At 57.2% G+C, this 24,062-nt stretch carries 19 protein-coding genes; 6 read left to right on the top strand and 13 right to left on the bottom strand.

Annotated elements, in window-relative coordinates:
* Positions 1–19 precede the first annotated feature (19 nt).
* Positions 20–331 carry a hypothetical protein gene (locus WA411_RS06210; protein ID WP_291909025.1) on the top strand — a complete coding sequence of 104 codons (312 nt, stop codon included), beginning with the start codon at positions 20–22 and terminating at the stop codon, positions 329–331.
* Here the strand turns inward: WA411_RS06210 and WA411_RS06205 are convergent.
* From WA411_RS06205 to WA411_RS06190, 4 genes are all read right to left on the bottom strand, one after another.
* Positions 324–932 carry a hypothetical protein gene (locus tag WA411_RS06205; protein WP_291909187.1) on the bottom strand — a complete coding sequence of 203 codons (609 nt, stop codon included), beginning with the start codon at positions 930–932 and terminating at the stop codon, positions 324–326. The two genes, WA411_RS06210 and WA411_RS06205, sit on opposite strands and share 8 nt — an antisense overlap.
* Positions 933–1,070: 138 nt before the next feature.
* Positions 1,071–2,537 (bottom strand): PhnE/PtxC family ABC transporter permease, encoded by a 1,467-nt coding sequence (locus tag WA411_RS06200; protein ID WP_291909028.1) that lies wholly within the window; start codon positions 2,535–2,537, stop codon positions 1,071–1,073.
* A gap of 13 nt (positions 2,538–2,550) precedes the next feature.
* Positions 2,551–3,201, bottom strand: a complete 651-nt coding sequence (locus WA411_RS06195) for a phosphonate ABC transporter ATP-binding protein (RefSeq protein WP_291909030.1) — start codon at positions 3,199–3,201, stop codon at positions 2,551–2,553.
* Entirely contained in the window at positions 3,201–4,067 is an 867-nt protein-coding gene (locus tag WA411_RS06190; RefSeq protein ID WP_069183622.1) for a putative selenate ABC transporter substrate-binding protein, read from the bottom strand. Before WA411_RS06190 ends, WA411_RS06195 begins: the two co-directional genes overlap by 1 nt.
* A 153-nt stretch (positions 4,068–4,220) precedes the next feature.
* Here WA411_RS06190 and senB point away from each other — a divergent pair, with 153 nt between their 5' ends.
* Positions 4,221–5,207 carry a selenoneine biosynthesis selenosugar synthase SenB gene (senB, locus tag WA411_RS06185; RefSeq protein WP_291909033.1) on the top strand — a complete coding sequence of 329 codons (987 nt, stop codon included), beginning with the start codon at positions 4,221–4,223 and terminating at the stop codon, positions 5,205–5,207.
* On the opposite strand, the gene selD is transcribed toward senB, so the two are convergent.
* The 4 genes from selD to WA411_RS06165 form a co-directional block, all read right to left on the bottom strand.
* On the bottom strand, positions 5,204–7,480 hold the full coding sequence (gene selD, locus WA411_RS06180) for a selenide, water dikinase SelD (RefSeq protein ID WP_291909037.1): 2,277 nt from the start codon (positions 7,478–7,480) through the stop codon (positions 5,204–5,206). The two genes, senB and selD, sit on opposite strands and share 4 nt — an antisense overlap.
* The gene (locus tag WA411_RS06175; RefSeq protein ID WP_291909040.1) at positions 7,480–8,136 is read right to left on the bottom strand and encodes a helix-hairpin-helix domain-containing protein; all 657 of its coding nucleotides are present in this window, start codon (positions 8,134–8,136) and stop codon (positions 7,480–7,482) included. The genes selD and WA411_RS06175 overlap by 1 nt, the downstream gene beginning before the upstream one ends.
* Before the next feature lie 41 nt (positions 8,137–8,177).
* Positions 8,178–8,576, bottom strand: a complete 399-nt coding sequence (locus tag WA411_RS06170; RefSeq protein ID WP_069183626.1) for a hypothetical protein — start codon at positions 8,574–8,576, stop codon at positions 8,178–8,180.
* Between the two features lie 172 nt (positions 8,577–8,748).
* Entirely contained in the window at positions 8,749–10,269 is a 1,521-nt protein-coding gene (locus WA411_RS06165) for a bifunctional GNAT family N-acetyltransferase/carbon-nitrogen hydrolase family protein (protein ID WP_291909042.1), read from the bottom strand.
* 148 nt (positions 10,270–10,417) lie between these two features.
* Here WA411_RS06165 and WA411_RS06160 point away from each other — a divergent pair, with 148 nt between their 5' ends.
* Positions 10,418–12,304, top strand: a complete 1,887-nt coding sequence (locus tag WA411_RS06160; RefSeq protein WP_291909045.1) for a methyl-accepting chemotaxis protein — start codon at positions 10,418–10,420, stop codon at positions 12,302–12,304.
* A gap of 9 nt (positions 12,305–12,313) precedes the next feature.
* Here WA411_RS06160 and WA411_RS06155 read toward each other — a convergent pair whose 3' ends face one another.
* Positions 12,314–13,267 (bottom strand): hypothetical protein, encoded by a 954-nt coding sequence (locus WA411_RS06155; RefSeq protein ID WP_291909048.1) that lies wholly within the window; start codon positions 13,265–13,267, stop codon positions 12,314–12,316.
* A 187-nt stretch (positions 13,268–13,454) separates the two neighbouring features.
* On the opposite strand from WA411_RS06155, the gene WA411_RS06150 reads away from it, so the two are divergent.
* Complete coding sequence (locus tag WA411_RS06150; protein WP_209397349.1) at positions 13,455–14,009, top strand: PaaI family thioesterase; 555 nt, start codon at positions 13,455–13,457, stop codon at positions 14,007–14,009.
* Positions 14,010–14,012: 3 nt separating this feature from the next.
* Here WA411_RS06150 and recQ read toward each other — a convergent pair whose 3' ends face one another.
* Positions 14,013–15,881 carry a DNA helicase RecQ gene (recQ, locus tag WA411_RS06145; RefSeq protein ID WP_291909051.1) on the bottom strand — a complete coding sequence of 623 codons (1,869 nt, stop codon included), beginning with the start codon at positions 15,879–15,881 and terminating at the stop codon, positions 14,013–14,015.
* Between the two features lie 217 nt (positions 15,882–16,098).
* Between recQ and WA411_RS06140 the strand changes: the two genes are divergently transcribed.
* On the top strand, positions 16,099–17,295 hold the full coding sequence (locus WA411_RS06140) for a 1-acyl-sn-glycerol-3-phosphate acyltransferase (protein ID WP_069183632.1): 1,197 nt from the start codon (positions 16,099–16,101) through the stop codon (positions 17,293–17,295).
* Between the two features lie 33 nt (positions 17,296–17,328).
* On the top strand, positions 17,329–17,988 hold the full coding sequence (locus tag WA411_RS06135; RefSeq protein WP_291909055.1) for an alpha/beta hydrolase: 660 nt from the start codon (positions 17,329–17,331) through the stop codon (positions 17,986–17,988).
* A gap of 19 nt (positions 17,989–18,007) precedes the next feature.
* Here the strand turns inward: WA411_RS06135 and glgP are convergent, their stop codons facing one another.
* Genes glgP through glgB form a run of 3 tightly spaced genes read right to left on the bottom strand, consistent with a single transcriptional unit; the run spans position 18,008 to position 23,942 of the window.
* On the bottom strand, positions 18,008–20,563 hold the full coding sequence (gene glgP, locus WA411_RS06130; RefSeq protein ID WP_291909058.1) for an alpha-glucan family phosphorylase: 2,556 nt from the start codon (positions 20,561–20,563) through the stop codon (positions 18,008–18,010).
* 32 nt (positions 20,564–20,595) lie between these two features.
* The gene (gene glgA, locus WA411_RS06125) at positions 20,596–22,059 is read right to left on the bottom strand and encodes a glycogen synthase GlgA (RefSeq protein ID WP_291909061.1); all 1,464 of its coding nucleotides are present in this window, start codon (positions 22,057–22,059) and stop codon (positions 20,596–20,598) included.
* Positions 22,056–23,942: a 1,4-alpha-glucan branching protein GlgB gene (gene glgB / locus WA411_RS06120; RefSeq protein WP_291909064.1), complete on the bottom strand. Its 1,887-nt coding sequence runs from the start codon at positions 23,940–23,942 to the stop codon at positions 22,056–22,058. Before glgB ends, glgA begins: the two co-directional genes overlap by 4 nt.
* Positions 23,943–24,062 lie beyond the last annotated feature (120 nt).

Here is a 24,062-nt window from a genome sequence, read left to right as displayed (position 1 = left end):
CACTACCAGGGACAACGTGATGGATTACGGAGATAGCGTTCAGAAGGTACTGCTGAGAAAAATCCGCAAAGCGGAGCAGGATCTGATTCAGCTCAAACTGGATTACTGCCGGTTTGTCTTCGGATTAACTCACCGGGCGAAAGTGTTGTCCGATGGCGTGGCCTATGTGGTTCGTTCTGTCGACGTGGACAGCATGGCCAATACGGACGATGGTGGATTCAGCCGGCCCGAGATCACCGGCACCCGTGCTGACGAACAGGATCACGCAGAACCTGTGGCACTGGGCACCGATTGGGTACTTGAGACTGCCTCCGGGCAGGCTGCTAAATAAACGCGTTAGCGGTAATGGCCTCGTAAAGGCTCGAAGTCGGCGGTACATAGTGGTTGAACCGCCAGAATTCCGCTCCTTCCAACCCCGCCCTGAAACACGCCAGGTAAACCGTACTGGCCGTCAAGGTATCGATCGCCTCAACAATCTCTGACTGACGAATTCCGGTTTTTCGACTGGCAATCTGGGCAACGGTGGTTGCCAGAGCGCAAGAGTGCCGATTGGTTTTATCGCTGAGGGCACAACCGGCGCCATAGAGCCAGACCGCCGCGTACGTTTTAACCGCATTCGGCGCCGTTGATAGATCCACGCCGTTCACTCGACAATCCCTTTCCTGAAGGCCCGCCAGAATAAGCAGCTGGGTAATCAGCTCGGCGCGGTCCGGGGCAGCGTCGACAACCGGTTTGCGCACTGCGACCGGCCACTCTGAATGCCGTGAGGCTGGTTCAGACTGATGGGTTCCCGGATGCTTGCCTGCCCAGTCTTCCTGATGACCGGCAGCCAGAGGCTCGGCGCGCATCAGCGAGATCATCTTCACAGCCAGAAGAACAAGCAGTGCAAGCAGCCCAAGCTGAACCAAGAGAATCAATCCGTTTGCCATCATCACCAGAACTCTGAATGTTGCAAGAGGTTATCGGAGTGTAACGGAATGTATCCCGTCAATACCGCCAACCCGTCCCCATTACCCGGCCGAGGATTGACTGAAATGACGGAACTGTGACGGGGATCGCAGCGGCTGCGGCTAGCAGGTAGGCATGGTTTGCAGGGCCAGCTTGCGGCGAATGAATCGGCCAAGGATGTCTACGCCAATGTTCAGCATGGCGGTGATTAGTATGAGCACCATTGCCTGATCAAAACGGATGCTTTGAATGGCACTATCGACGTAGAAACCCAGGGTATAGATTCCAAGAATGCCCAGGATGGCGGTCTCACGCATGATGATTTCCCAGCGGTAGAACAGGAAGGCCAGGAATGCGCGGTAGATTCGAGGCACCAGCTCCCAGCCATAACGATTGAAGCCGTGGGGAGCGTCGGATCTCAACCGGATTGTGTTGGTTTGCCGGCCAATGAGATGGCCGATGATTCCGCCATTGTGCAGCGCCAATGCAACTACGGCCGGCAGCATGGAGGGCCCCCATAGCTGCAGGAGAATGTAGGCCAGGATGTATTCCGGTGTTGAGCGCGCAATCACCAGGAAAACATGCCCGGAGGTCCGGCGTATTGGGCCGCCAAAATGGTTCGATATCAGCGGGAACGCAAGTAATGCGAGGATGCCGGTGGCCACGAGCGCGATCTGCGTGAGAATCACGGTATTCCAGATACCGGGCAGGGCCTGTTCAATCATCAATTCATTGAGCCACGGCATCAGGCCAACAAGGCCCTCACCATCCCTCAATGGGCTGGGCACAATGTCCTGGGTGAAGAACCGCTCAACGTTGCCCCAGACAATGGGCAAGCCATCGCCGAGGAAGAACGGAGCGCCCAGGATATACACGGGCAACAACTTGGGTTTCACCCAGAGGGGAATGGTGGCAATAAGCACATAGAACAGGATCAGCATCGCGCCGGCATCGGAGTACATGCCTTGCGAGAATGAGGTTTCCAGATAAAACCCCAGTGTTGGCAGGCCAACGAAACCGAGGATAGCGCTTGAGCGAAGACCACACTCAAGACGGTAGGCCGTGTAGGTCCGTAGCTGAACCCAGCAATCCGGGATCTTGGTGTACAGGAAGGCTGCAATGGTGCCGGTGCCCGGAGGCAATAACCTGCCCGGTTCCGGATCTGCCTCTTCAAGAATCTCGGAGTAAACCTTGGCAAAAATGCCGGAATAGGGAATTGCGATCGCCAGTACGCCCGTCAGCGGGTGGAAGCCGAAAAACTGGAGAAAAATCAGAGCCCAGAACAGCTCGTGAATGGCCCTGATAAAGGCACAGAATATACGCACCGGGAGAAAGCGATACACCAGTGCCAACAGAAAGCCGCAAATGGCGCCAACCGTCACCCCCACGAACGCAAAGGCCACGGTTCGTAACAGGGCGGTAAGCAGCCCTTCGCTACTGAAGAAATTGGGGGTCAGTACGCCCAGGAAAAAATTGCCGAGGTCGCGCCAGGGATTGTTGGCGGTTATCGCTATGTCGGCAAACAGCAACCCCACGAGCGCAATCGCAAGAAAAATCAGGCTGGTGCGTACCGTCGGGTAGGAGAGCATCGTAGGACAGATCCTAGTACAGCGACATGATGTCTGCAGCCGTCAATCGTTCTGTAGGCTCATCCAGGGCGACCTGGCCATCCTGGATGCCAACAATGCGGTTACAGTACTTCATGGCCATGTCCACGTCGTGCAGCGCAATAACGCTCGTTTTGAAGCGGTCTTTCAGCAGTTTCATGACGTGATGCGCCATTGGCCCATCCAGTGCGGAGATCGGTTCGTCTGCCAGTAACACGGGAGCGTTGCGATAAAGGGCTCTGGCAATGGCCACCCGTTGGCGCTGTCCGCCGGAAAGGGACGCCGTCGGGATCCAGAGTTTCTCTGACATTCTCAGCGCGTCCAGCAGTTCTGCAATCTGCATTCTATCCTGCTTGAAGGGCCGGATCAGGGTAACGGTGTTGTACCAGGTGGCGTGCTTGTCCAGCTGCCCCATGAAAACGTTGTGGAATACCGGTAGGGCGTTAACCAGGCCAAGCTCTTGTGGCACAAGAGACGATTCCCGATCCACCCTCTGGTGAATGAGCCGGATCAGAGTGGATTTTCCGGCACCACTCTTCCCAACCAGGGCGACCTGATCTCCCTCCTTAACAGTAAGGGTGAGCGGGCCGATAACCCGCTCACCCCCAAAAGAGGCCGTCAGGCCCGAGAGATCAAAGCCTGCCATCAATCAATGATTCCGATTTCTTTTGCAACCTTGCGAATCGGCTCGTAATCATCGTTTGAAGCGGGAACAAACGCAGAGCGCGGGAAGCTTTCAAGCAACTCAGGATCATCCAGGGAGAGCAGGGCCTCGCGGACGCGATCGGTAAAGCCTTCGCCGTAGTTTTCATCCACGTCGCCACGGATGCTCCACTGATAGTTGGGGAAACTTGGCGTTTTCCAGATCACCTTCACCGCATCGGTATTGATGTTTCCGTTTTCCAGTTCTTTTTCCCAGACCGCGAAGTTCATGGCGCCCACTTCATAAGTGCCGGACTCTACCAGGCGGAGGGTGCGGGTGTGGTTGCCGCTGTAACCCACGCGGGAGAATACGTCTTCAGGAGCTTCTCCAAAGGTTTCGCGGATGTGGTACTCGGGAATCAATCGCCCGGAAGTCGAGCCTTTCGATCCAAAGGTAAATGTCTTGCCACGCACATCTTCCGGCAAACGGTCTGCGCGATCCAGGCCGGTGCTCTCATGAGCAATAAAATAAACGTAGAAGGCCTGGTCTTCGGTGCCCTGCGCGATCGCCTGCGAACCGGGTACCAGGGATCTGGCCTGAACGCCGGACAGGCCGCCGAACCATGCCAACTGCACCTGATTGTTCCGGAATGCAGATACGGCGGCTGCATAGGACTTGACGGGGATGTACTTTACATCCGCATCCAGTTCCTCGGACAGGTAGTCCGCAATGCCGCGGAAACGCTCGACGAGCTTGGTTTCGTCTTCATCGGGGATGGCCGTGAAAATAAACGTCTGGGCCGATGCGGCTGCAGAGAACAGAGAACAGAGACCAATAATCAGCAATTTCCGTATAAGATTGTGGGTCATGGTTTTTCCTTGTTGAAACGGATATTTAGAGTGGGGAGTCTGAACGAGCGGCTCCTGTTACAGAAGGATACCTGTATTCACGTTAACTCTGAACAGCTATACGGCATACGTTTTTAAATGGCTCAAGACGGCCGACCAATTCAGGCGATTAGAATGCGTTTAATCTTGGTTACACCGGCGAAGCCGGGATCGAAAGCAGGGAACCGGGCAACGGCTGAGCGCTGGAAAACCCTGCTGGCAAATGCCGGTCATTCCGTACGTGTGGTTACTGAATACGACGGTGAGCCCTGTGATGCCCTGATAGCGTTGCATGCCTGGCGCAGCGCTGGTGCCATCCGGCGGTTCCGTGAAACCTGGCCCGAAAAGCCACTCATAGTGGCGCTGACTGGTACGGATATCTATCACCACCAGCACGAGTATCCTGAACAAACCCTCTATTCCATGAACGTGGCGGATGCGCTCATCGGACTGCACGGTCTGGTAGCCGACGACATACCGGCCGGTCTGGCGGAGAAACTGGTAACGCTGTATCAGTCGGCCGAGGGTCCAGAGTCCTTTCCAGAACCGGAAATGGACTCCAAGAGCAACCGGTTCGGCGTGTGTGTAATCGGTCATTTGCGGCACGAAAAGGACTCTCTCCGGGCGGCCTATGCTGCGCGGCTGCTGCCAGGGGACTCGCGGATCGAGGTTGTCTGCGCCGGCAAGGCTCACAACGACGAGTGGCAACGCAAAGCGGAACGGGAAATGGCCGAGAACCTTCGCTTCCGTTGGCTCGGAGAGTTGGATCAGGCCGATACCCGGCAGTTGATGGCAAACAGCCAGGTGATGGTGATCAGCTCCATCATGGAAGGCGGAGCAAACGTGGTATCCGAGGCCTGTCGGGCTGGCTTACCGGTTTTGGCATCCGATATTCCGGGCAACGTCGGTTTGTTGGGGCCGGACTATGGTGGATATTTCCCAGTTGGCAACGAGGAGGCACTGGCCGAGCTGCTGAATCGCGCCGAGACCGATCCCGGGTTTCTGGCTACTTTGGCGCAACAGGTTGGAAAGCTGGCAGAGCGTTTTCTTCCAGAAAAGGAGCAGGCATCCCTGGAGCAGGCGCTACAACTGGCGATGCAGCGCTACTCAGAGAGACGTTAATCCCGCAGGGAAATGGGCTCGATGGGCCCCGATTCGTCCTGGGCGGTGATGCGGCCGATGATTGCAGTATGTGGGTAGCCCAGTGCTTTCAGCTCCCGTACGCATTCCTCGGCCTTGTCTGCAGCAACACTTGCCAGCAGCCCTCCCGCGGTTTGCGGATCAAAGATCAGCGGATACCTTGCGTGGTTAACCCACTTTTCCTGATCCCGGATCCCCCGGCGCAAACGGATATTGGCCGGTTGCAGGGAGCTGAGGATCCCGGCGGCTGCAGTCTCCTCGGCGCCCGGAAGGATGGGTATGGCAGACAGGTCCAGCTCGGCATCGACGCCCGAAGGTTTGGTCATTTCAACCAGATGCCCAAGCAGGCCGAACCCGGTCACGTCTGTGCACGCTTTGGAGCCAAACTTACGGAGACAATCCGCCGCCGCCTTGTTGGACTGCACCATGGAGGCGAGGGCAGAGTCGATCCACCGGCCTTTCGCAGCCAGCTTTGCGTGAGCAGCGAACAGGGTACCCGTGCCGATGGGCTTGGTGAGGATCAGAGCATCTCCGGCTTTCAGGCCACCTTTGCTCATAACCTCTTCCGGGTCGATCAGGCCGTTTACCGCAAAGCCCAGGGCCAATTCCTTGCCTTCACCGGTATGCCCGCCAACAAGGGCACAACCGGCTTCGTTCAGCACTTCCACGGCACCGGACATCATCTGGTAGACCACGTCCTCTACCTTGGATTCAATGCCGTAGGGCACGGTAGCAACAGCGGTAGCACTTTGCGCCTCGGCGCCCATGGCAAACACGTCACCCAGGCTATGATTCGCAGCGACTTTCCCGAAGATGTAGGGATCGTCGATAAATGCGCGGAAGAAATCCACGGTGTGAACCACGGCCTTGCCTGGAGGTACCTTCAGGACGGCTGCATCGTCCGGGGCGTGAAGGCCGATGAGGATATCGTCTCTCTCGATGGGCTTGAGTTCCCCCAGGGCCCGCGAAAGCACTGTGCTGCCCACCTTGGCACCACAACCCCCGCAGCGCATGGCAACGGCTGAGATTGCCTGGGAAGCCTCCTCGGCATTCTGGGCCGCCGCGGTATCCGGCAATTTGGATTCTTCCTCCATGGGAGGGAGATCGTTGAACTTTTTCATGAACCGGCGATCGATCCAGTCCTTCCATCGCCACACCCAGGCGCCGTCAAACTGGGTATCCCCACGGGAAGCAACCGCGTATTTATCGCCGGTGCTGATCAGCGCTAGCCATTTTTTCTGGGGGTAGAAATCCTTTGGATCCTTGCCAGTCGCCAGGCGCTTGAGGTTGTCAGCCAGCGGGGGACCTTGCCTTACCGCGAACACACCCGCTTTCTCCCGAGGATGGTTCAGTACATTGGCGATGTCGCCGGCAGCGAATATGCTGTCGTCGTTTTCCAGCTGCAAGGTATCCCGCACACGGAGGAACAGCCCGTCGTCCACGGCGAGACCTGTATCCTTCAACCACTCCGGTCCGCCAGCCCGCGTTACCCAGAGCACTTCGTCGGTTTGCAGGGTTTCACCGGATTCGGTGATCAATAGCCCTTCCTGAACCTTGCTTACCGGAGACCCCAGGTGCACCTTCACACCGCGTTGCGCAAGCGTCCTGCGGAAAACCCCGCGAACCTTCGGGTTGTGAGTGGGAAGGATTTCGTTTGCTGCGTCAAACAGGTGGAAGTGGAGCTGCCCAGGGTCTTTGCCACGCTGTTTCAATTCGTTCTTGAGCCGGAACTGCATTGCCAGGGTGAGCTCAACACCACCGGCACCCGCTCCGACAACCGCCACCGTCAGGGGGCCTTCGTAGTTCTCGATCCGGGAGAGCAGCGCAAGCCAGCGGTTGTTGAAACCGGTAATAGGCTTTACTGGCACCGCATGGTCGGAGGCGCCTTCCACTTCGTTAACCCGCGGCGAAGAACCAATGTTGATGGAAAGGATGTCGTAGGGCACGTCCGGACGCCCCCGACAGATAACCCGCTTGCGTTCCCGGTCGATGCCCATGGCTTCGGCACGATAAAAGCGCGCACCTGCGTATTCTGACAGGCGGCTCAGATCTATATGGACATCATCATAGCTGTAGTGGCCGGCCACATAGCCAGGCAGCATGCCGGAATAGGGAGTGTGGGTGTCGCGGCAGATGAGGGTCAGGCGCACGCCGGGAACCGGGTCCATGGCGAACCGTTTCAGTACCCCGACGTGGCTGTGCCCGCCGCCAATCAGGACAATGTCCCGTAATACAGGCTGGTCAGGCGTTCGCATTAGCTGATTTTCTTGGCTTCAGCTGTAAATTGGCTGTATCCCTTGACGTTGGAGAAAGCCTTCAGCTTTTCCTGGTCTGCTGCAGAAGGATTTGCGATCTGGTCGATGGAAGTGATTCCAGCGTCCTTCATCTTCTTGGCAGTGGCAGGACCAATGCCTTTAACCAGTGTCAGGTCGCTTTTGTCCACCGGCTTGGCCGCTTTGGCCGCAGGCGCTTTCCTGGCGGCAGGTTTCTTGGCAGCCGGCTTCTTGGCAGCAGGTTTGCTGGTAGCGGCTTTTGCTTTGGCGGCTTTCTTCGGGGCTGCTTTTTTAGCGGCGGAGCCGGCTTCTTTGCTCACTTCGTCGGTGAGTTTCTTCACTTCCTTGCCCGCCTCCTTGGAGGCAACACCCAGACGTTCAAGAATACTGCTCTGAAGTTCGTGAAATTCATCAAGGCGGCGTTCAAACTCTTCGTGGAAACGCTTCATCTCACGGTCGCGAAGTTCGTCAATTTCCTTGAGCAGTTTGCGCACCGGCTCCTGAACCTGATTCTGCAGACTGTCGAACTGCTTCAGTGCATCGTTCACCAGACCTTCGATCTGGGCGGAGGTCTTTTCGAACTCCTTGTTGACCTTCTTCACGATCTTATCAACGTTCTGTTTGGCTTTCTTCGCCATGGATTGTCTCCTTACGGACAGGTTTCAACGAAAAATCAGAATCAGGCCATTTGCCGGAAACCGGAAATGGAGCCTGGGGAACGACGTGACTTGAGTGACTGCTTCTTGGATACCACTTCCCGAATTCTGCGAAGCTTCTCCGCCAGGGACGAGCCACCGTTGGAGTCGAGTTCCACAAAATCGATGGAATAGAAGAAATTGCTGCAGTGTTTTCTGCGTTCGGTGACCAGCCCGGACAGGCCTTCCGCACGGATCTTGTCAAAGGGCATGTCCATCACGAGATCCAGCACCACGGTATCACCGGGGTTGAACACCTTGTCGGTTTTCATCACGCACCCATAGCCGTCCAGTTCGTAGAGGGCTGCCTCGACAAGTTCCTTTCGAAAAAGGCCCTGTCTGATTCGAAATCGGGCGACAAGATCCGGCAATGCTTCGTTCATGAATCAGCTTCTCTGGTGATGTCCGTATCCACAGCAACCTGTCTCATGGGGAGACAGGCTGGATATTGATTAAACAATAGACACTGGACTTTGGTTTTGCAACGCCATCAGTGCCATACGCTCCACCGCTAAGGCAGTTTTTTAACAATCTTTTACGGCAGATCAGGCCAGTTTACTTTGTTTTCAGCTCGTACATATCAACGCGGCGATCTTTCAGGTTAGTGACAGACCCCTCGTTGCGAACCAGCTTCAACTTTTCCAGGTCCATATCGGAGAACATGATCATCTCCGTATTGGGCGTGGTTTCGGCCATCACCGCATCGTGGGGGAAGGCGAAATCCGATGGCGAGAATACGGAGGACTGCGCGTACTGGACGTCCAGGTTTTCGACTTTCGGCAAGTTGCCCACGCTGCCGGTGATTACGACATAACACTCGTTTTCGATCGCCCGCGCCTGTGCACACTGGCGAACCCGCAAGTAGCCGTTCTTGGTATCGGTCCAGAAGGGCACCATGATGATATCGACTTCCTGGCTGGCAGCAATTCGCCCCAGCTCCGGGAATTCTATGTCGTAGCAGATCATGATAGCGACCCGGCCGGCGTCGGTTTCAAAGACCTCGAACTGGTTACCACCTTCAATAACCCAGTCGCGCCGTTCATGGGGCGTAATGTGAACCTTGCGCTGCTCGTCCACTCGGCCATCCCGGTGGCAGAGATAGGAAACGTTGTACACCCGGTCATTTTCGATCAACGGCATGGAGCCCGTGATGATGTTGATGTTGTAGCTCACCGCCATTTCAGACATTTCTTCCTTGAACTGCTGGGTAAACCCGGCGAGGAAGCGAATGGCGCGGGTCTGGTCCATCTGGTCCGTAAGCCCCATCAGCGGCGCGTTGAAGAATTCCGGGAAGATAGCGAAGTCACTCTTGTAATCAGACAGCGCATCCACGAAGTATTCCACCTGCTTTAGAACTTCTTCAACGGAGGTGAATTCCCGCATCTGCCACTGCACGGCACCAAGCCTCACCTGCGTCTTCTTGACGCTGAGGACCGGAGAAGGCGGGGTGTAAAGGATGTTGCGCCACTCCAACAGGGTGGCGTAGCCCATCGATTTCTCATCCTCCGGCAGGTATTTGTGCATCAGCCGGGTGACCTGGAAATCATTGGAAAGCTGGAAGCTCAGGATCGGATCGTAGATCTCCTTACGATCCACGCGTTGGATGTACTCCTCAGGAGAGTACTGCTCGGCGTACTTGAAGTAGTTGGGTATGCGACCGCCAGCAAGGATGCCCCTGAGGTTCATGGAGCGGCAGAGCTCTTTCCGGGCCTCATAGAGACGACGCCCGAGTCGGTAACCCCGATAATCCGGGTGGATGAAAACATCCAGCCCGTAAAGCGAATCGCCATTGGCGTTGTGCCAGATTTTCTCGTTGCGGAGGATCAGGTCGTCATAGGTATGAGGGTTGCTAAAGCGGTCGTATTTCACGCAAACAGTCAACGCGACTGCTATCAGCTGGCCACTTTCCTCAATGCAGATCTGGCCGTCCGGAAACTGTTCCACCAGGGCCTTGATCGTGTCCTTGGGCCAGGCGCCTCCGATGTCGTCATAAACTCGGTCCATAAGCTTCTGAAGCTGTTCGTAATCGTCAAGCTGCAGGTTCCGAAGGTTGAGGTGCAGTTCTTCATGGGCCATTCAGTTCGGCTCCCGTTCGTTATGGAGTAGGACAAGCTCGGCATTTGCGTCAATACTTAGAAAGTTTAACAGAAGCCGCTAAAGACTTCGCACCGCAGGCCGAAAGACAAATTAACGAATATCAATTTTCATTGCTGAGGATTCGACCGTGCAGCTGACATTCGGGCAAAAGCTCCTGACTGCTTTCGGTATTCTGTTGCTGCTGGTGATGGGGGCTTTCACCCTCTCTGGCGATTTACGGCTGCAGAACACCACGAAAACTTATGTAGACGCGCTAATCGACGATACCGTGCAGCAAAGCACATCAAGCATTGCCGAATGGCTCAATACCCGTTTGGTGATGACCGAATCCACCGCCAAAGCGCTGGAAAGTGCCAAAAATGACGAAGAGGCCCGTGTTATCCTCCAGGCCATTACGACCGGTGGCGGGTTCCGCGATGTCTATGTGGGCCGCACCGACGGCTATATGCTGATGAAATCGCCGGAAGCCAATGCAACCCTGCCGTCTGATTACGACCCCCGCGAACGTCCCTGGTACAAGAAGGCCATGAGCCTTGGAAGCGCCTCATTTACCGAACCGTACCAGGACGCCAGCACCAACGACATGATTATCTCCACGCTTGCACCCGTGAAGCGCGGTGACTACGAAGGCGTGGCCGGCGCAGATATCGGTCTGGGCGCCATTGCGGAAACCCTGTCTACCGTGACCCTGGCGGATACCGGTTACGCCGCCCTGATCAACGAACGCGGAACCGTTCTGTTCCACCCTCAGCAGGCGCTTGTGGGCAAGAACATCAGTGCTCTGATTGGCGGCAGCCCGGACCTCGGTGGGGCTGCCCACGAATACACCAATGACGAAGGGAACTGGGAGGCCAGCTTCCATCCAATCAGCGATGCCCGCGGCGTGGAGTGGTATCTGGGCACTTTTGTGAATGCAGACAAGATCAACGCGCCGGTTCAGAGTGCCCGCATGACCGGTCTGATCATGGCGGTCATTGGCCTGATCGTTTCACTAGTAATTCTCCATCTGGGCATCAAGGTCCTTATGGCGCCTGTTCGCCGTCTGAACAAGGCCATGGGCGACATCGGTAGTGGCGATGCAGACCTGACCCAGCGCCTGGACGACAGTGCAAAAGATGAATTTGGTGAGCTGGCCAGAAGCTTCAACCGGTTTGTCGAGAATATTCAGAACGTAGTCCGGGACGTACAGCAGGGCAGTGCGGAGCTGGGCCAGAATGTCAGTTCCCTGAGAGACACAGCCAGCACCAGCCGTTCAAGCGTGGAGAGCCAGCAGGTCGAGATCGACATGGTGGCCACCGCCATCAACGAAATGTCGGCGGCCGCAGGCGAAATCGCACAGAACGCCCAACAGACAGCCGACGCCGCCAATACTGCCGACGGCGACAGCCGGGCATCGCTTGAGACCGTCGCCGCCTCCCGGGATGCGGTGCAGAAGCTCTCGAGGGAGGTCAACGCGGCGGCTGAAGTCATCGACACACTCGGCAAGGATGTTGCTTCAATCACGACGGTCCTGGAAGTGATTCAGGGCATTGCCGAACAAACCAACCTGCTTGCGCTGAATGCTGCTATTGAAGCCGCACGGGCCGGCGAGGCAGGGCGGGGCTTTGCGGTGGTGGCCGACGAGGTGCGCAACCTTGCCCAACGCACCCAATCCAGTACCGAGGAAATCAACAATATGATCGAGCGTCTGCAGAAAGGCGCTAACGATGCGGTTGATGTAATGAAAGCGTCAACTGCGGTTTCCAGTGTCAGCATGGAAAAAGCCCAGGATGCCATGGAGGCCCTGAACCGGATTGCCGAGGCTATCACTTCCATCAGCCAGATGACGTCGCAGATTGCCACGGCCTCCGAAGAACAGACATCGGTGACCGAAGAGCTGAACTCGTCGATTACGAGAATCGCGGATCAGGGGCAGGAAGCGGCCGCCGCAGCCACCGAAAATGACGTTTACAGCGGGCAGATAGAGAGCATTGGCAAGGCCCTGAACCAGAACGTCTCCCGGTTCCGGGTATAGCAGGAAAACCTAGCGGCTGAGGACCTCGAGGCGCCGGCGCAGATTCTCAAGGGTGCTGCGCCCTATGTATCGGGATTCCTCACTCAGGTACGGGTTCTCCAGGGCAATTACCCGGCGTTGGCTCAGGTTGAGCTCCTTGACGGCACGGGAGTAGTAGCGCCTCAGGAACTCGCTGAAGCTGCCGTCGTGGATGGCGCGCTCAATGCCCAGCTGCAGACGATGGGCGGTCTCCTGGTCGTCTGGGCCAACGAACAGATAGGACGGCATGGGGTAGGCGATCAGGAGATTGGGCTCGATCACCAGGTTGGGATCCTGCTCCATTTCCAGGTCGTACAGGACCTCACTGACGCCGCGGGCGAAACAATCAAAGCGTTCATTACGGAGCATGCCAAACAGTATCTCGTATCGGGAGTGCGTTACCACCGGAATGCCATTTGCCTCCAGCACCGGCGTGTCTGGCCAGTGTGAACCCTGACCGATCCAGATCTGGCTGGCTCGGAAATCATCCAGACTCTTTATGTCGGCGAACTTGGGCAGAGATTGCGGCAACACCACGCAGACGCGAAAGCCGAGAAGGCCACCATCAACCGGGAAGGGGATCGCAGTCAGAAACTCTTCCCGCTCGGCCGAGGTGGCTACATTGGCGATATCAACCAGGCGAGACTGGCCATCTGCCAGTTCGCGGAGCACGCGCCCCTGACTCAGTTCTTCACTGCGAATAACCCGGGAGTCGCCATATTCCGGCGTTTTCTCTAATGCAAGCTCGACAAGCGCACGAATAGCCGGGCTGTCATAATTCCTGTACCAGAGAACATAGTCACGACTGGCTGCCCCCGTAATGGCGGACGTTGAGGTTGAGGCTGCGATAGGAGCCACTTCAAGGCACAGGCCGAGCAGCGCGAGAAAGATGGCCAGTTTGGGCAACCGGAGCACGACCCTGAAGGCAGGCAGAGAATATTCCAAATCAGAAATCCTTTCTTAATACTGGAAAAACCGGCAAAAAAGCAGCCGTAATTCAGGCAGCCACCCTCACTTTAGAACATAAATTCAAAAATAAATCGGACGATGTCCAAAAAAATTGTAAAAGATTCTTGCGGCTGCCAGAGACCATTGTAATCATCGGCTTCGACCAAGAATTCGGAGCGAGTGAATGGCAATTATCGACAACCTTATCGGCGCCACTGGCCAGTGGGTCGCCAGCACAGACCCAAAGGCCACCTTGGCCAGCCCACTGGCCTGGCTGAAGAAAACTAGCGGTTATGCGGCGGTAAACAAGATCATAGGCCTGTCCATACCCTTTGCGCCGCGGAACAACTTCAGTGTTGAAGAAGTAAGGCCGGGCTATGTGCGGGCAAAAATCCGGCTCAAAGGCAACAAGAACCACTTTGGAAGCCTGTATGCCGGCGCCTATTTTCTGGTGGCTGAAATTCCCGGTGGCGTCCTGACGCTGTTTGACCTGGGCCCTGCGTACACCCCGATCCTCAAGGAAATGACCCTGCAATTCCTGCAACCGGCCAATAGTGATGTCACCGTGGAGTTTACGCTGCCGCCGGAAACGGTGGCAGGCATCCTTGCAGACGCCGACGAAACCGGCCGGGCCAAGTTCACCCTGGAGGGGACACTGAAAGACGAGGAGGGCAACCATGTGGCTACCTCCATTGCTCATTACCGGGTACGTAAGAAAGGCTTTAAAGCAGAGGCCTGAAGATCAGGCCGGATCAAGGCCGGCAATGGCTTCCAGGAAGATCTCGCCATATTTTTCAAGCTTGGCAGCCCCCACGCCGCTGACTTCGGCCAGCTCTTCAAGGGTGCGGGGCTTGCGTTCAAGCATTCCGAACAGGGTCGTGTCATGGAAGATAACGTAAGGAGGCACGCCCTGTTTATCAGCCAACTCCTTGCGGCAGGCCCGCAGGGCGTCCCAGCCGGCCTGATCCGTTATCTGGTCTTTAACCGGAGCGCTTGAGCGGCCACCGGAGGCCCGGCCTGCTGTCTTCTTGACCACCGGATCCTTGCGCAGCTCAATGGTTTGCCGACCTTTCAGCAGCGGCCGGCATTCTTCTGTAAGCTGAAGTGCGCCATAGCCCTCCGGATCTGCCCGCAAATAGCCGTTGGCGACCAATTGGCGGAAGACAGATTTCCACTCATTGGCGCTGAGCTCGGTGCCAATGCCATAAGTGGAAACCTGATGATGGCCGGCCTGCAGAATCCGCTCGTTCTCTGAGCCACGGAGTACGTCGATCAGATAGGTCACACCGAAGCGTTGCCCGGTGCGGAACACACAGGACAGCGCTTTCTGGACGGCCACTGTTCCATCCCAGGTTTCCGGAGGATTCAGGCAGGTGTCGCAATTGCCGCAGGGCCGCTCCAGTTCGTCCCCGAAATACCGCAGCATTACCTGACGACGGCAACTGGTGACCTCGCAGAGACCCAGCATGGCATCGAGCTTCTGGCGCTCCACCCGTTTGAAATGGTCGTTGCCCTGGGAACTTTCCAGCATTTGCCGCAGTTTGATCACATCCTGAAGGCCATACACCATCCAGGCCGTCGAAGGTTTGCCGTCCCGTCCGGCGCGGCCGGTCTCCTGGTAGTAGGCTTCAAGGCTCTTTGGGAGATCCAGATGAGCGACGAAGCGCACGTCGGGTTTATCGATACCCATCCCGAAGGCGATAGTGGCAACAATGATCACGCCATCTTCCCGCAGGAAGCGCTCCTGGTGATAAGCGCGTTGCTCCGAGGACAGGCCGGCATGGTAGGGCAGAGCGGTGTAGCCTTTCTGGGCGAGGGTTTTCGCGGTAGCGTCCACCTTGTTGCGGGACAGGCAGTACACAATGCCGCAGTCGCCCTCATGCTCGGCTTTAATAAAGTCCAATAACTGTTTGTTTGCGTTTGTTTTTGGCGCGATACGGTATTGAATGTTCGGGCGATCGAAGCCACTGACGAAGTGTCTTGCCCCGGTCAGCGACAGACGTTCCGCGATCTCTTTCCGGGTCCGCTCATCGGCTGTTGCGGTCAGCGCAATGCGGGGTACGCCGGGAAACTGCTCGGCCAGCATGCTGAGCTGCAGGTAATCTGACCGGAAGTCGTGGCCCCATTGGGACACACAGTGGGCTTCATCTATGGCGAACAACGAGATCGAGGCATCATGAAGCAGTTCAATCGTGCGAGGTTGAATCAGCCTCTCCGGCGCGCAGTACAGCAGGTCCAGCTCACCGGTCATCAGCGCGTACTCGGTGGCTCGGGCCTGCTCGAAATCCATGGTTGAGTTGAGGAACGCAGCTCTTACCCCGAGCTCCTTGAGCGCTGCCACCTGATCCTGCATCAGGGCGATTAGCGGGGATATCACAATCGCCGTGCCAGAGCGAACCAGTGCCGGCACCTGGTAACACAGGGATTTACCCCCGCCCGTTGGCATAAGCACCAGGGCGTCGCGGCCTTCCGACACTTCCCGGATGATGTCACCCTGCAGCGGCCGGAACGATTCGTAGCCGAAGACTTCGTGCAGCACCTGTTCCGGATCCCTTCCCGAGGTGGTGGGGCGCTCGGTGGAAAGCTGTTCGAAGTCCTGATCAAGATACATAGGGTAACCGGTTCGTCGACGTGGAGCCGCTTTATTGAGACGGGTGGAAAGCCGGGGTCGGCACGGTGGGCAATGATACCAGATTAACCCTGAGGGTTGGCCAGCAAACCCATGTGCCAGATGGAGGCAAAGCAGTGTAAGAAACGCTACAATACCGCGTTTTTGAACCACCGTTTCACGCCATACTGTGACAGACACTGATAATAACAGGGCTTCCATGCAGGAATTTGATGCCATCCGTCCGTATTCGGACGAAGAAACCGGCGCTGCTATTAACCGCCTGGTCAACGACCGGGAATTTCTGGATATGGTCGGTCGCTTCAAGTCTCCGACACTGGCACGCTGGGCACCGGCCATGTTGCGTGTGTTTACCCGCCGATGGCTCACCAGCCATTTTGGTCGCTATACGCGTGTTGATGATCTCCAGGCTGGGCTTTCCGGCTACGTCGGTGAACTGGTCGACAGCACCACCACACGAGTGACGACCAGCGGCCTGGATAAACTCGATAAACACGGCGCCTATCTGTTCATTTCAAACCACCGGGACATCGTGTTTGACCCCATGGTGGTGAACTACCTGCTGTTTCAAAACGGCTTCCACACCACCCGAATTGCCATAGGCGACAATCTGCTGGCAAACCGGGTGTTCGCCGAAATGATGCGGCTGAACAAGAGCTTTGTGGTACGTCGTAGCATGACCAGCCCGCGGGAGATGCGCGATGCCTACATAACGCTCTCCGGCTTCATCAACCACAGCATTGATACCAATCACAGTATCTGGATTGCCCAACGGGAAGGCAGGGCGAAGGACGGCCTTGATTTCACCGATCCGGCCATCATCAAGATGTTCTACATGAGCCGTAAGAAGAGCGGGTTGGATTTTGGCGAGGCCATGAGCCGGCTGCACATCGTGCCGGTTTCCATCGCCTATGAGTACGACCCATGCGATGCCGACAAGGCTCAGGAACTGGAAACCCGCGCCAGAACCGGCAAATACATCAAGCGTGAGGGCGAGGACACCGAGCAGATCATGAAAGGTTTGACCGGATTCAAGGGGCACGTGCATGTGCACTTCGGCGCGCCCATTCATGATTCACCGGATAACCCCAAGGATCTGGCCCAGCGTATAGACCGCGAGATGCATGCGAACTACCACCTGCATGCCTCGAACCTGGTGGCCTACCAGCAACGCGGCCTTCATCCCCAGGCTCACGACACGCCTGATACCGTCAGCGATGCGGTGGTCACCGCCGAAACCTGGTCACCGGCGGAGATGGAAGCGGCCGAGGCGGAGATGGAGCGGCGCCTGGAAGCCTGCGATCCGGCCATCCGGCCCTATCTACTGGATATGTATGCCAATCCGGTAGTTACCGCGCTTGAGGCCAATGCCGAAAAATCCGGCCATTCCGAGTAATTCGGCACCCAATTTTCAGAAAAGAGGTATACCGTGCAGGATCTTCAGTACATCGAGATTGAAACCGGAGAAAACCCGACCGCGGCCGTGATCTGGCTTCATGGCCTGGGTGCCAGTGGCCACGACTTCGAGCCGGTCGTGCCTGAACTGGGCCTTCCGGAAGATGCCGCGGTGCGGTTTATCTTTCCCCACGCGCCGAACCTGCCTGTGACCATCAACGGTGGAATGTCCATGCCGGCCTGGTACGACATCAAGGCAATGGACATTGACCGGGTGGTGGATACCGAACAACTGCGGGCCTCTGCCGATTCCGTCGCCAGACTGGTGGAGCGCGAAAAGGAGAAAGGTGTTCCGGCAGACCGGATCATCATCGCCGGCTTCTCCCAGGGTGGGGCGGTTGCCTACGAACTGGGGCTCAGCTACCCGGAACGTCTGGGCGGCATTTTGGCGCTCTCCACCTACTTCGCCACCGCGAAGACAGTTCAGTGTTCAGAGGCAAATGCGGATGTACCGATCAGTGTGTATCACGGAACATTCGATCCGATGGTGCCGGAGTCTCTGGGCGTTCGCAGTGTCGAAACCCTGAAGGAAATGGGCTACGACCCGTCCTACCAGACCTTCCCCATGGAACACAGCGTGTGCCTGGAGGAAATACAGGATATTGGCCGGTTCATTCGCCGACACCTGCTTTAAGGCTCAGCCATGCTCCGGGTCAGACCCAGAGCATGGCGCCCATTTCCAGCGGGTGGGTCAGCGACTCATGGTATGGATACATCCGCAGCCTCAGGGTCTGCAAGCCAGGGTAGGGTGGCTGAACATGGGTGGCGAATAGGGTTCGGCCATCCTCTTCACCCTCTTTTTCCAGAAGGAAGCTGTTTGGCCCGGGGCTGCCATCAGTGCCGGTGCACTCAGGGCTGACCAGGCACTCCACCCGTACATCCTCCGCAGTCAGGCCGTTAAGCGCCGCCTCAACCCGTAATTCCACGGCGCCATCGTGGGGGCATGAGGATTTCACGCAGCCCACCACCCGCAGTTCAACCCCGTTCCAGGCCTGCCGCACCCTTGCTTTCCAGTCTGCGAGTTCAATCGCAACCCGGCCTCCGTCGGCCATCAGGAGCGCGCCCTGACTGGAGGCGGGGTGGTAATAGTTATTGACGTAGTCCATCACCATCCTCTGGGCATTGAACCTGGGGGTTATGGATTTCATCGACGCTTTGGAGCGCTTGACCCAGCCCTTCGAAAAGCCCTGGGATGCCCGATCGTAATACAGGGGCACCACCTCCAACTCGATCAGATCGATCAGGTCTCTGGCCTCCTCCTCGTTCCGGAACTCCGGGTCCAGTTCGGTATCTCGTGGCGGAATACCCCACCCATTCTTGCCGTTGTAGCCTTCCCCCCACCAGCCATCGAGCACGCTGAGGTTGAGGGCGCCGTTCAGGGCGGCTTTTTCACCGGATGTGCCACTCGCTTCCTTCGGGTATTCCGGGGTGTTCAGCCAGACATCCACACCACTGAGAAGCCGGCGAGCCATGGCCTGATCATAATCTTCCAGCAGAATAAGGTGCCCCAGCAGGGAGGGATGCATGGACAGATCGTGGATAACCTTGATCAGTTGCTGGCCAGGCTTGTCTTTCGGGTGAGCTTTGCCAGCAAAGACCAGCACCACCGGCCTGTCCGGATTTGTAAGAATCCGCTCAAGCCGTTCCAGATCTGAAAAAATCAGCGTCGCGCGTTTGTAAGTGGCGAAGCGTCTGGCAAAACCGATAACCAGCGTGTCCTTTTCCGAGGACATAATCTGCCGGGTCATCCGGTCTGTCACGGAGTGGCCGGTGCCATTGCGCTTATGCTGGCGCTTCAGGCGCTGGACAATATACTCGCCCATTTGCTGTTTAAGCGCTTTATGCACGCTCCAGTAGTGATAATCGGGAATCTGGTCGATAAATTCCCAGAAATCCGGATTCCTGAGTTCGCTTTTCCAGGTGGGCGCCTGTATATCAAACAGGCTGGACCATTCCGGCGCAAGAAAGGTGGGTACATGAACGCCATTGGTAATGTAACCGATAGGGTTCTCGGCTGGTGGAACCTGGGGCCAGACATCGCCCTCCATCAGCGACGCGACGCCTCCGTGAATGCGGCTGACGCCGTTGTGATAGCGGGAGCCACGGAGCCCCAGGCTGGTCATGTTGAAGCTGTCGCCGCCATCTTTCGAACCGAGGGCGAACACCTGCTCGAAATCCAGCCCGGACTCCTCCAGGTAACGGCCAAGGGCATGATGCACCAGAGCCCTGGGGAAAATATCGTGGCCGGCGGGTACAGGCGTATGGGTGGTGAAGAGGGTGGCACCGGCAACTGCTTCCAGGGCCGCTTCAAAGCCGAGTTGCGAACTCAACATGGTGCTTCGGCAGCGTTCGAGGATCTGGAACGCGGCATGCCCTTCGTTGATGTGCCAGACCGTCGGCTTCAGATTCAATGCCTCCAGAACCCGGGTTCCACCGATGCCAAGGAGCATTTCCTGGCTGATGCGGGTGGACTCGTCACCACCATACAACTGTAGTGTGAGGTCCTGATCCTCTTGGTTATTTTCCTCGGTGTTGCTGTCCAGCAGGTACAGCCGGATATGACCAACCCGAGCCTCCCAGACCCGTGCGACCACATCACGGCCAGGGAAGGGAACCGATACCTTCAGAACCTGGCCATCCATTTCCACGGGTGTTATCGGCAGCTCATCGCTTGAATGGGACTGGTAACGTGCGATCTGTTGGCCGTGGGCGTCGATACTCTGGATGAAGTACCCCTGCTGGTACAGAAGGCCCACAGCCACGAACGGCAGGGCAAGATCACTGGCGGCCTTGCAGTGGTCCCCGGCCAGGATGCCAAGGCCGCCGGAATAAATCGGAAAGCTCTCATGGAAACCGAACTCGGCGCAGAAGTAGGCCACCAGAGCCTGCTCCGGATCCAGTTTTTCGGTGACTTCCGGGCCGGGGCCGGCTTCGAGGTAAGCATCGTAACTGCTCAGAACCCGGCGATACTCAGCCAGAAACGCTCGCTCTTCCGATGCTTCGTCCAGTCGGTCCTGGGCGACCCGGCGCAGGAACAGCTTGGGATTGTGCTCCACTTTCTGCCAGAGCCGCAGGTCAATCCTGGCGAACAGGCTACGGACGCCATGGTCCCAGCTGTAGAACAGATCGTTGGCAAGTTCTTCCAGTCGCTCAAGGGGTTCTGGAATCAAGGGATGGGCTTCGAGTCGAAATTCCGTTGCTTTATGCATGTTGGTTGCCTCCAGGCGGGCAAACGCTCGCACTAATCCAGCTGTTGTTGATCACGTTCTTTGAGAATGCCCTGATACAGGTCACCATAGGTGCGAGCGCGCTGCTTCCACGAATAATCGATGGCCATGCCGTTTTCCTGCAATCGCCGCCATTGTTTTCGCTTTTCAAACACCTGCAGTGCCCGGTGTATCGCAGCCAGCAGCGATGCGGCACTGGCACCGGCAAACACGAATCCGTTGGCCTTGTCGATTCCCACCTGCTGCGGATCCTGTACCGTATCGGCCAGCCCTCCGACACCGTGCACCACCGGAATTGTCCCGTACCGAAGGCTGTACATCTGGTTTAACCCACAGGGTTCGAATCTGGACGGCATCATGAAGAGATCACAGCCCGCCGTGATGCGATGGGACATCCCTTCGTTGTAGCCCAGGGTGAGTGAGAACTGCCCGGGCCATTGACGGGCCAGTTGTTTCAGCGGCTCCTCGTAACGGTCCTCTCCCGAACCGAGAATCACAAACTGGCAGCCCTGTTCCAGCAAATCCGGCATCACGGACACTATCCAGTCCACCCCTTTTTGCTCCACCAGTCGGCCAATGAAACCAAGAAGCGGCGCGCCGTTCACTTCCAGCCCAAGCTCGTGTTGCAGCGCTGCCCGACACTGTGCTTTGTTCTTCAGATGGTCGCGTCCGTAGTGGAAGGCCAGCTCTTGATCTTCCTCCGGGTCCCAGACCCGGGTGTCGATGCCGTTGAGAATGCCGGTCAAGGCGTGTTGCCGGTGCCGGAGCAGACCATCGAGGCCATTGCCGAATTCCGGAGTCTGAATCTCACGTGCATAGGTGGGGCTGACGGTGGTGATCCGATCACTGAATACCAGGCCGCCCTTGATAAACGAAAGCTGGCCATAGAACTCCAGTTGTTCAAACCTCCAGAGGGTGTCGGGCAGACCGAGGGCGCGGAACGTCTCGTTTGAGAAGAGCCCCTGGTAGGCAAGGTTATGAATGGTAAACACGGTGCCCGGCCGCTCCTGATAGGCTTCCAGGAATACCGGTATCAGCCCGGTTTGCCAGTCATTGCAGTGCACCAGATCGGGCCTCCAGTTCAGACCGGCTTCGCCCATGGCGATCATGGCCCCCACTTTGCCAAACAGCTCAAACCGGTGGGCGTTGTCCCACCAGTCTCTCCCTTCCTCGTTTTTGTAGGGGTTGCCGGGGCGATCGAAAAGGGGCGGGCAGTCAACCAACCAGAGAGTAACCGCGGTGCCTGGCAGCCGAGTCTGCCACAGGCTCACATTGTATTGGCCAAGCTGGAATCGGGCCTTTCTGCGGGAACCGGCTTTTCTGGCGGCCTTTATCGCGTCCGGGTAACCAGGCAGGAGAATCTGAACATCGTATTCAAGACGACAGAGCGCTTCGGGCAAGCTGGCAGAAACATCGGCAAGACCGCCGGTCTTCACCAGTGGATAGACTTCACTGGTGGCAAAAAGAACCCGGATCATAACGCTGGCCTCAGGATTATCGCGCCCATCGGTGGCAGCGTGAGTTCCAGTGACCAGTCACGGTTCATCCACGGCTGTTGATCCGCTGGCATGGTGTAAGGGTTACCGAGATTGCTGCCGCCGTAGTATTCCGAATCGGAATTGAAGATTTCCCGCCAGTTGCCACCCTGGGGCAACCCGATCCGGTAATGGTGCCGGGGCACCGGGGTGAAATTGACCACAATCACCGAGGTTTCGCCTCCAGCCGTGCGCAGGAAACTGATAACGGATTGTGGGGAGTCATGGCAATCGATCCACTCGAATCCATCCGGCGTGAAGCAGGCGCCGTTTAGCGAAACTTCCCGCCGGTAAACGCCGTTGAGGTCCTGGACCAGCTTCTTGATTCCCTGATGCTCCGGGTGCGCCAGCAGAGACCAGTCCAGCTCCCGGGATTCGCTCCACTCACGGCGCTGACCAAACTCCCCGCCCATAAAAAGAAGCTTTGCGCCGGGATAGCAGAACATATAGGTGAAGAGCAGCCTTAAGGTTGCCCGCTGCTGCCAGTCGTCACCGGACATCTTGTTGATCAGGCTGGCTTTGCCATGAACAACCTCATCGTGGGACAGCGGCAAGAGAAAGTTCTCCGAGAACGCATACAACAGCCCAAAGGTCAGTTTGTCGTGGTGGTACTGTCGGTATACCGGGTCCTGAGCCAGATAATCGAGGGTGTCGTGCATCCAGCCCATATTCCATTTCAGATTGAACCCCAGACCACCGATTTCGGGCGGCCGTGTAACACGGGGCCAGGACGTGGATTCCTCCGCACAGATCAACGTTCCCGGAAAGCGGCTCTGGCAAACGCGGTTCAACTCGCGGAGAAACTCGATGGCTTCAAGGTTTTCGTGTCCGCCGTGGACATTGGGCAGCCATTCGCCTTCCTTGCGGGAATAATTGAGATAGAGCATCGACGCCACTGCATCTACCCGCAAACCATCAATATGGAAGGCGTCCAGCCAAAAGAGGGCGCTCCCGATCAGGAAATTCCGTACCTCATGACGCCCGTAATTGTAGATAAGGGTACCCCAGTCCTGATGACGCCCCTTGCGGGGATCTTCATGTTCGTAGAGCGCGCTGCCATCAAACCGGGCCAGGGCGTGCTCATCGGTGGGAAAATGCCCTGGCACCCAGTCCAGGATCACGCCGATGTTGTGCCGATGGCACTGGTCTACCAGGTAACGGAAATCGTCCGGGCTGCCGAAACGACTGGTCGGGGCGTAATAACCGGTGGTCTGGTAACCCCAGGATTCATCCAGCGGGTGTTCCGTTACCGGCAAAAGCTCAATGTGGGTAAAGCCCAGTTCCAGGACATAGGGAACGAGTTGGTCGGCCAGCTCTCTATATGTCAGCCAGCGACCGGAACCGTGATGTCGCCAGGAGGCAGCATGCACCTCGTAAATGGAAATGGGGGACTGTTGCCAGTTCCAGCGGCCACGGCGGGCAAGCCAGTCGCCGTCGCCCCAGCCGAAACGGCCGCGTTCGGTCACAACAGCGGCGGTGGAGGGCCTCAATTCGAAGGCCTGCCCGTAGGGATCGGTTTTTAGAAGCTGGTCGCCTCTTTCTGTCGTGATGGAGTACTTGTAGAAAGCGCCGGTACCTATGCCGGGAACAAAGCAGGACCAGACACCGGTGTCCCCGTTGGAGGCCATGGGGTTGGCGCCGGTGGCCCAGTGATTGAAATCCCCGACAACGCTGACGGCCCTGGCGTGGGGTGCCCAGACCGCAAATCGAACGCCTTCCACTCCCTTGCTCCGGCAAACGTGGGCCCCAAGGACATTGTAAATGTGCCAGTGACGGCCTTCGCCGAAGAGGTGGAGGTCAAATTCGCTGAGCGTTGGACTGTCCATAGACCGTGCTGTTCCTGACCGGGTAAAGCGCATTGGGCGTCCGTTCATTGGACGCGAAAGGGCCTGTTTAAAAAATGACCCAAAACAAGTTTACGTCATAATTCCGTGCTAGTGTTCTAA

The sequence above is a fragment of the Marinobacter sp. CH_CUG1437-1 genome, assembly GCF_037029655.1.
In the GTDB taxonomy this organism is placed as follows: domain Bacteria; phylum Pseudomonadota; class Gammaproteobacteria; order Pseudomonadales; family Oleiphilaceae; genus Marinobacter; species Marinobacter salsuginis.
This window is presented reverse-complemented; position numbering and strand designations above follow the sequence as displayed.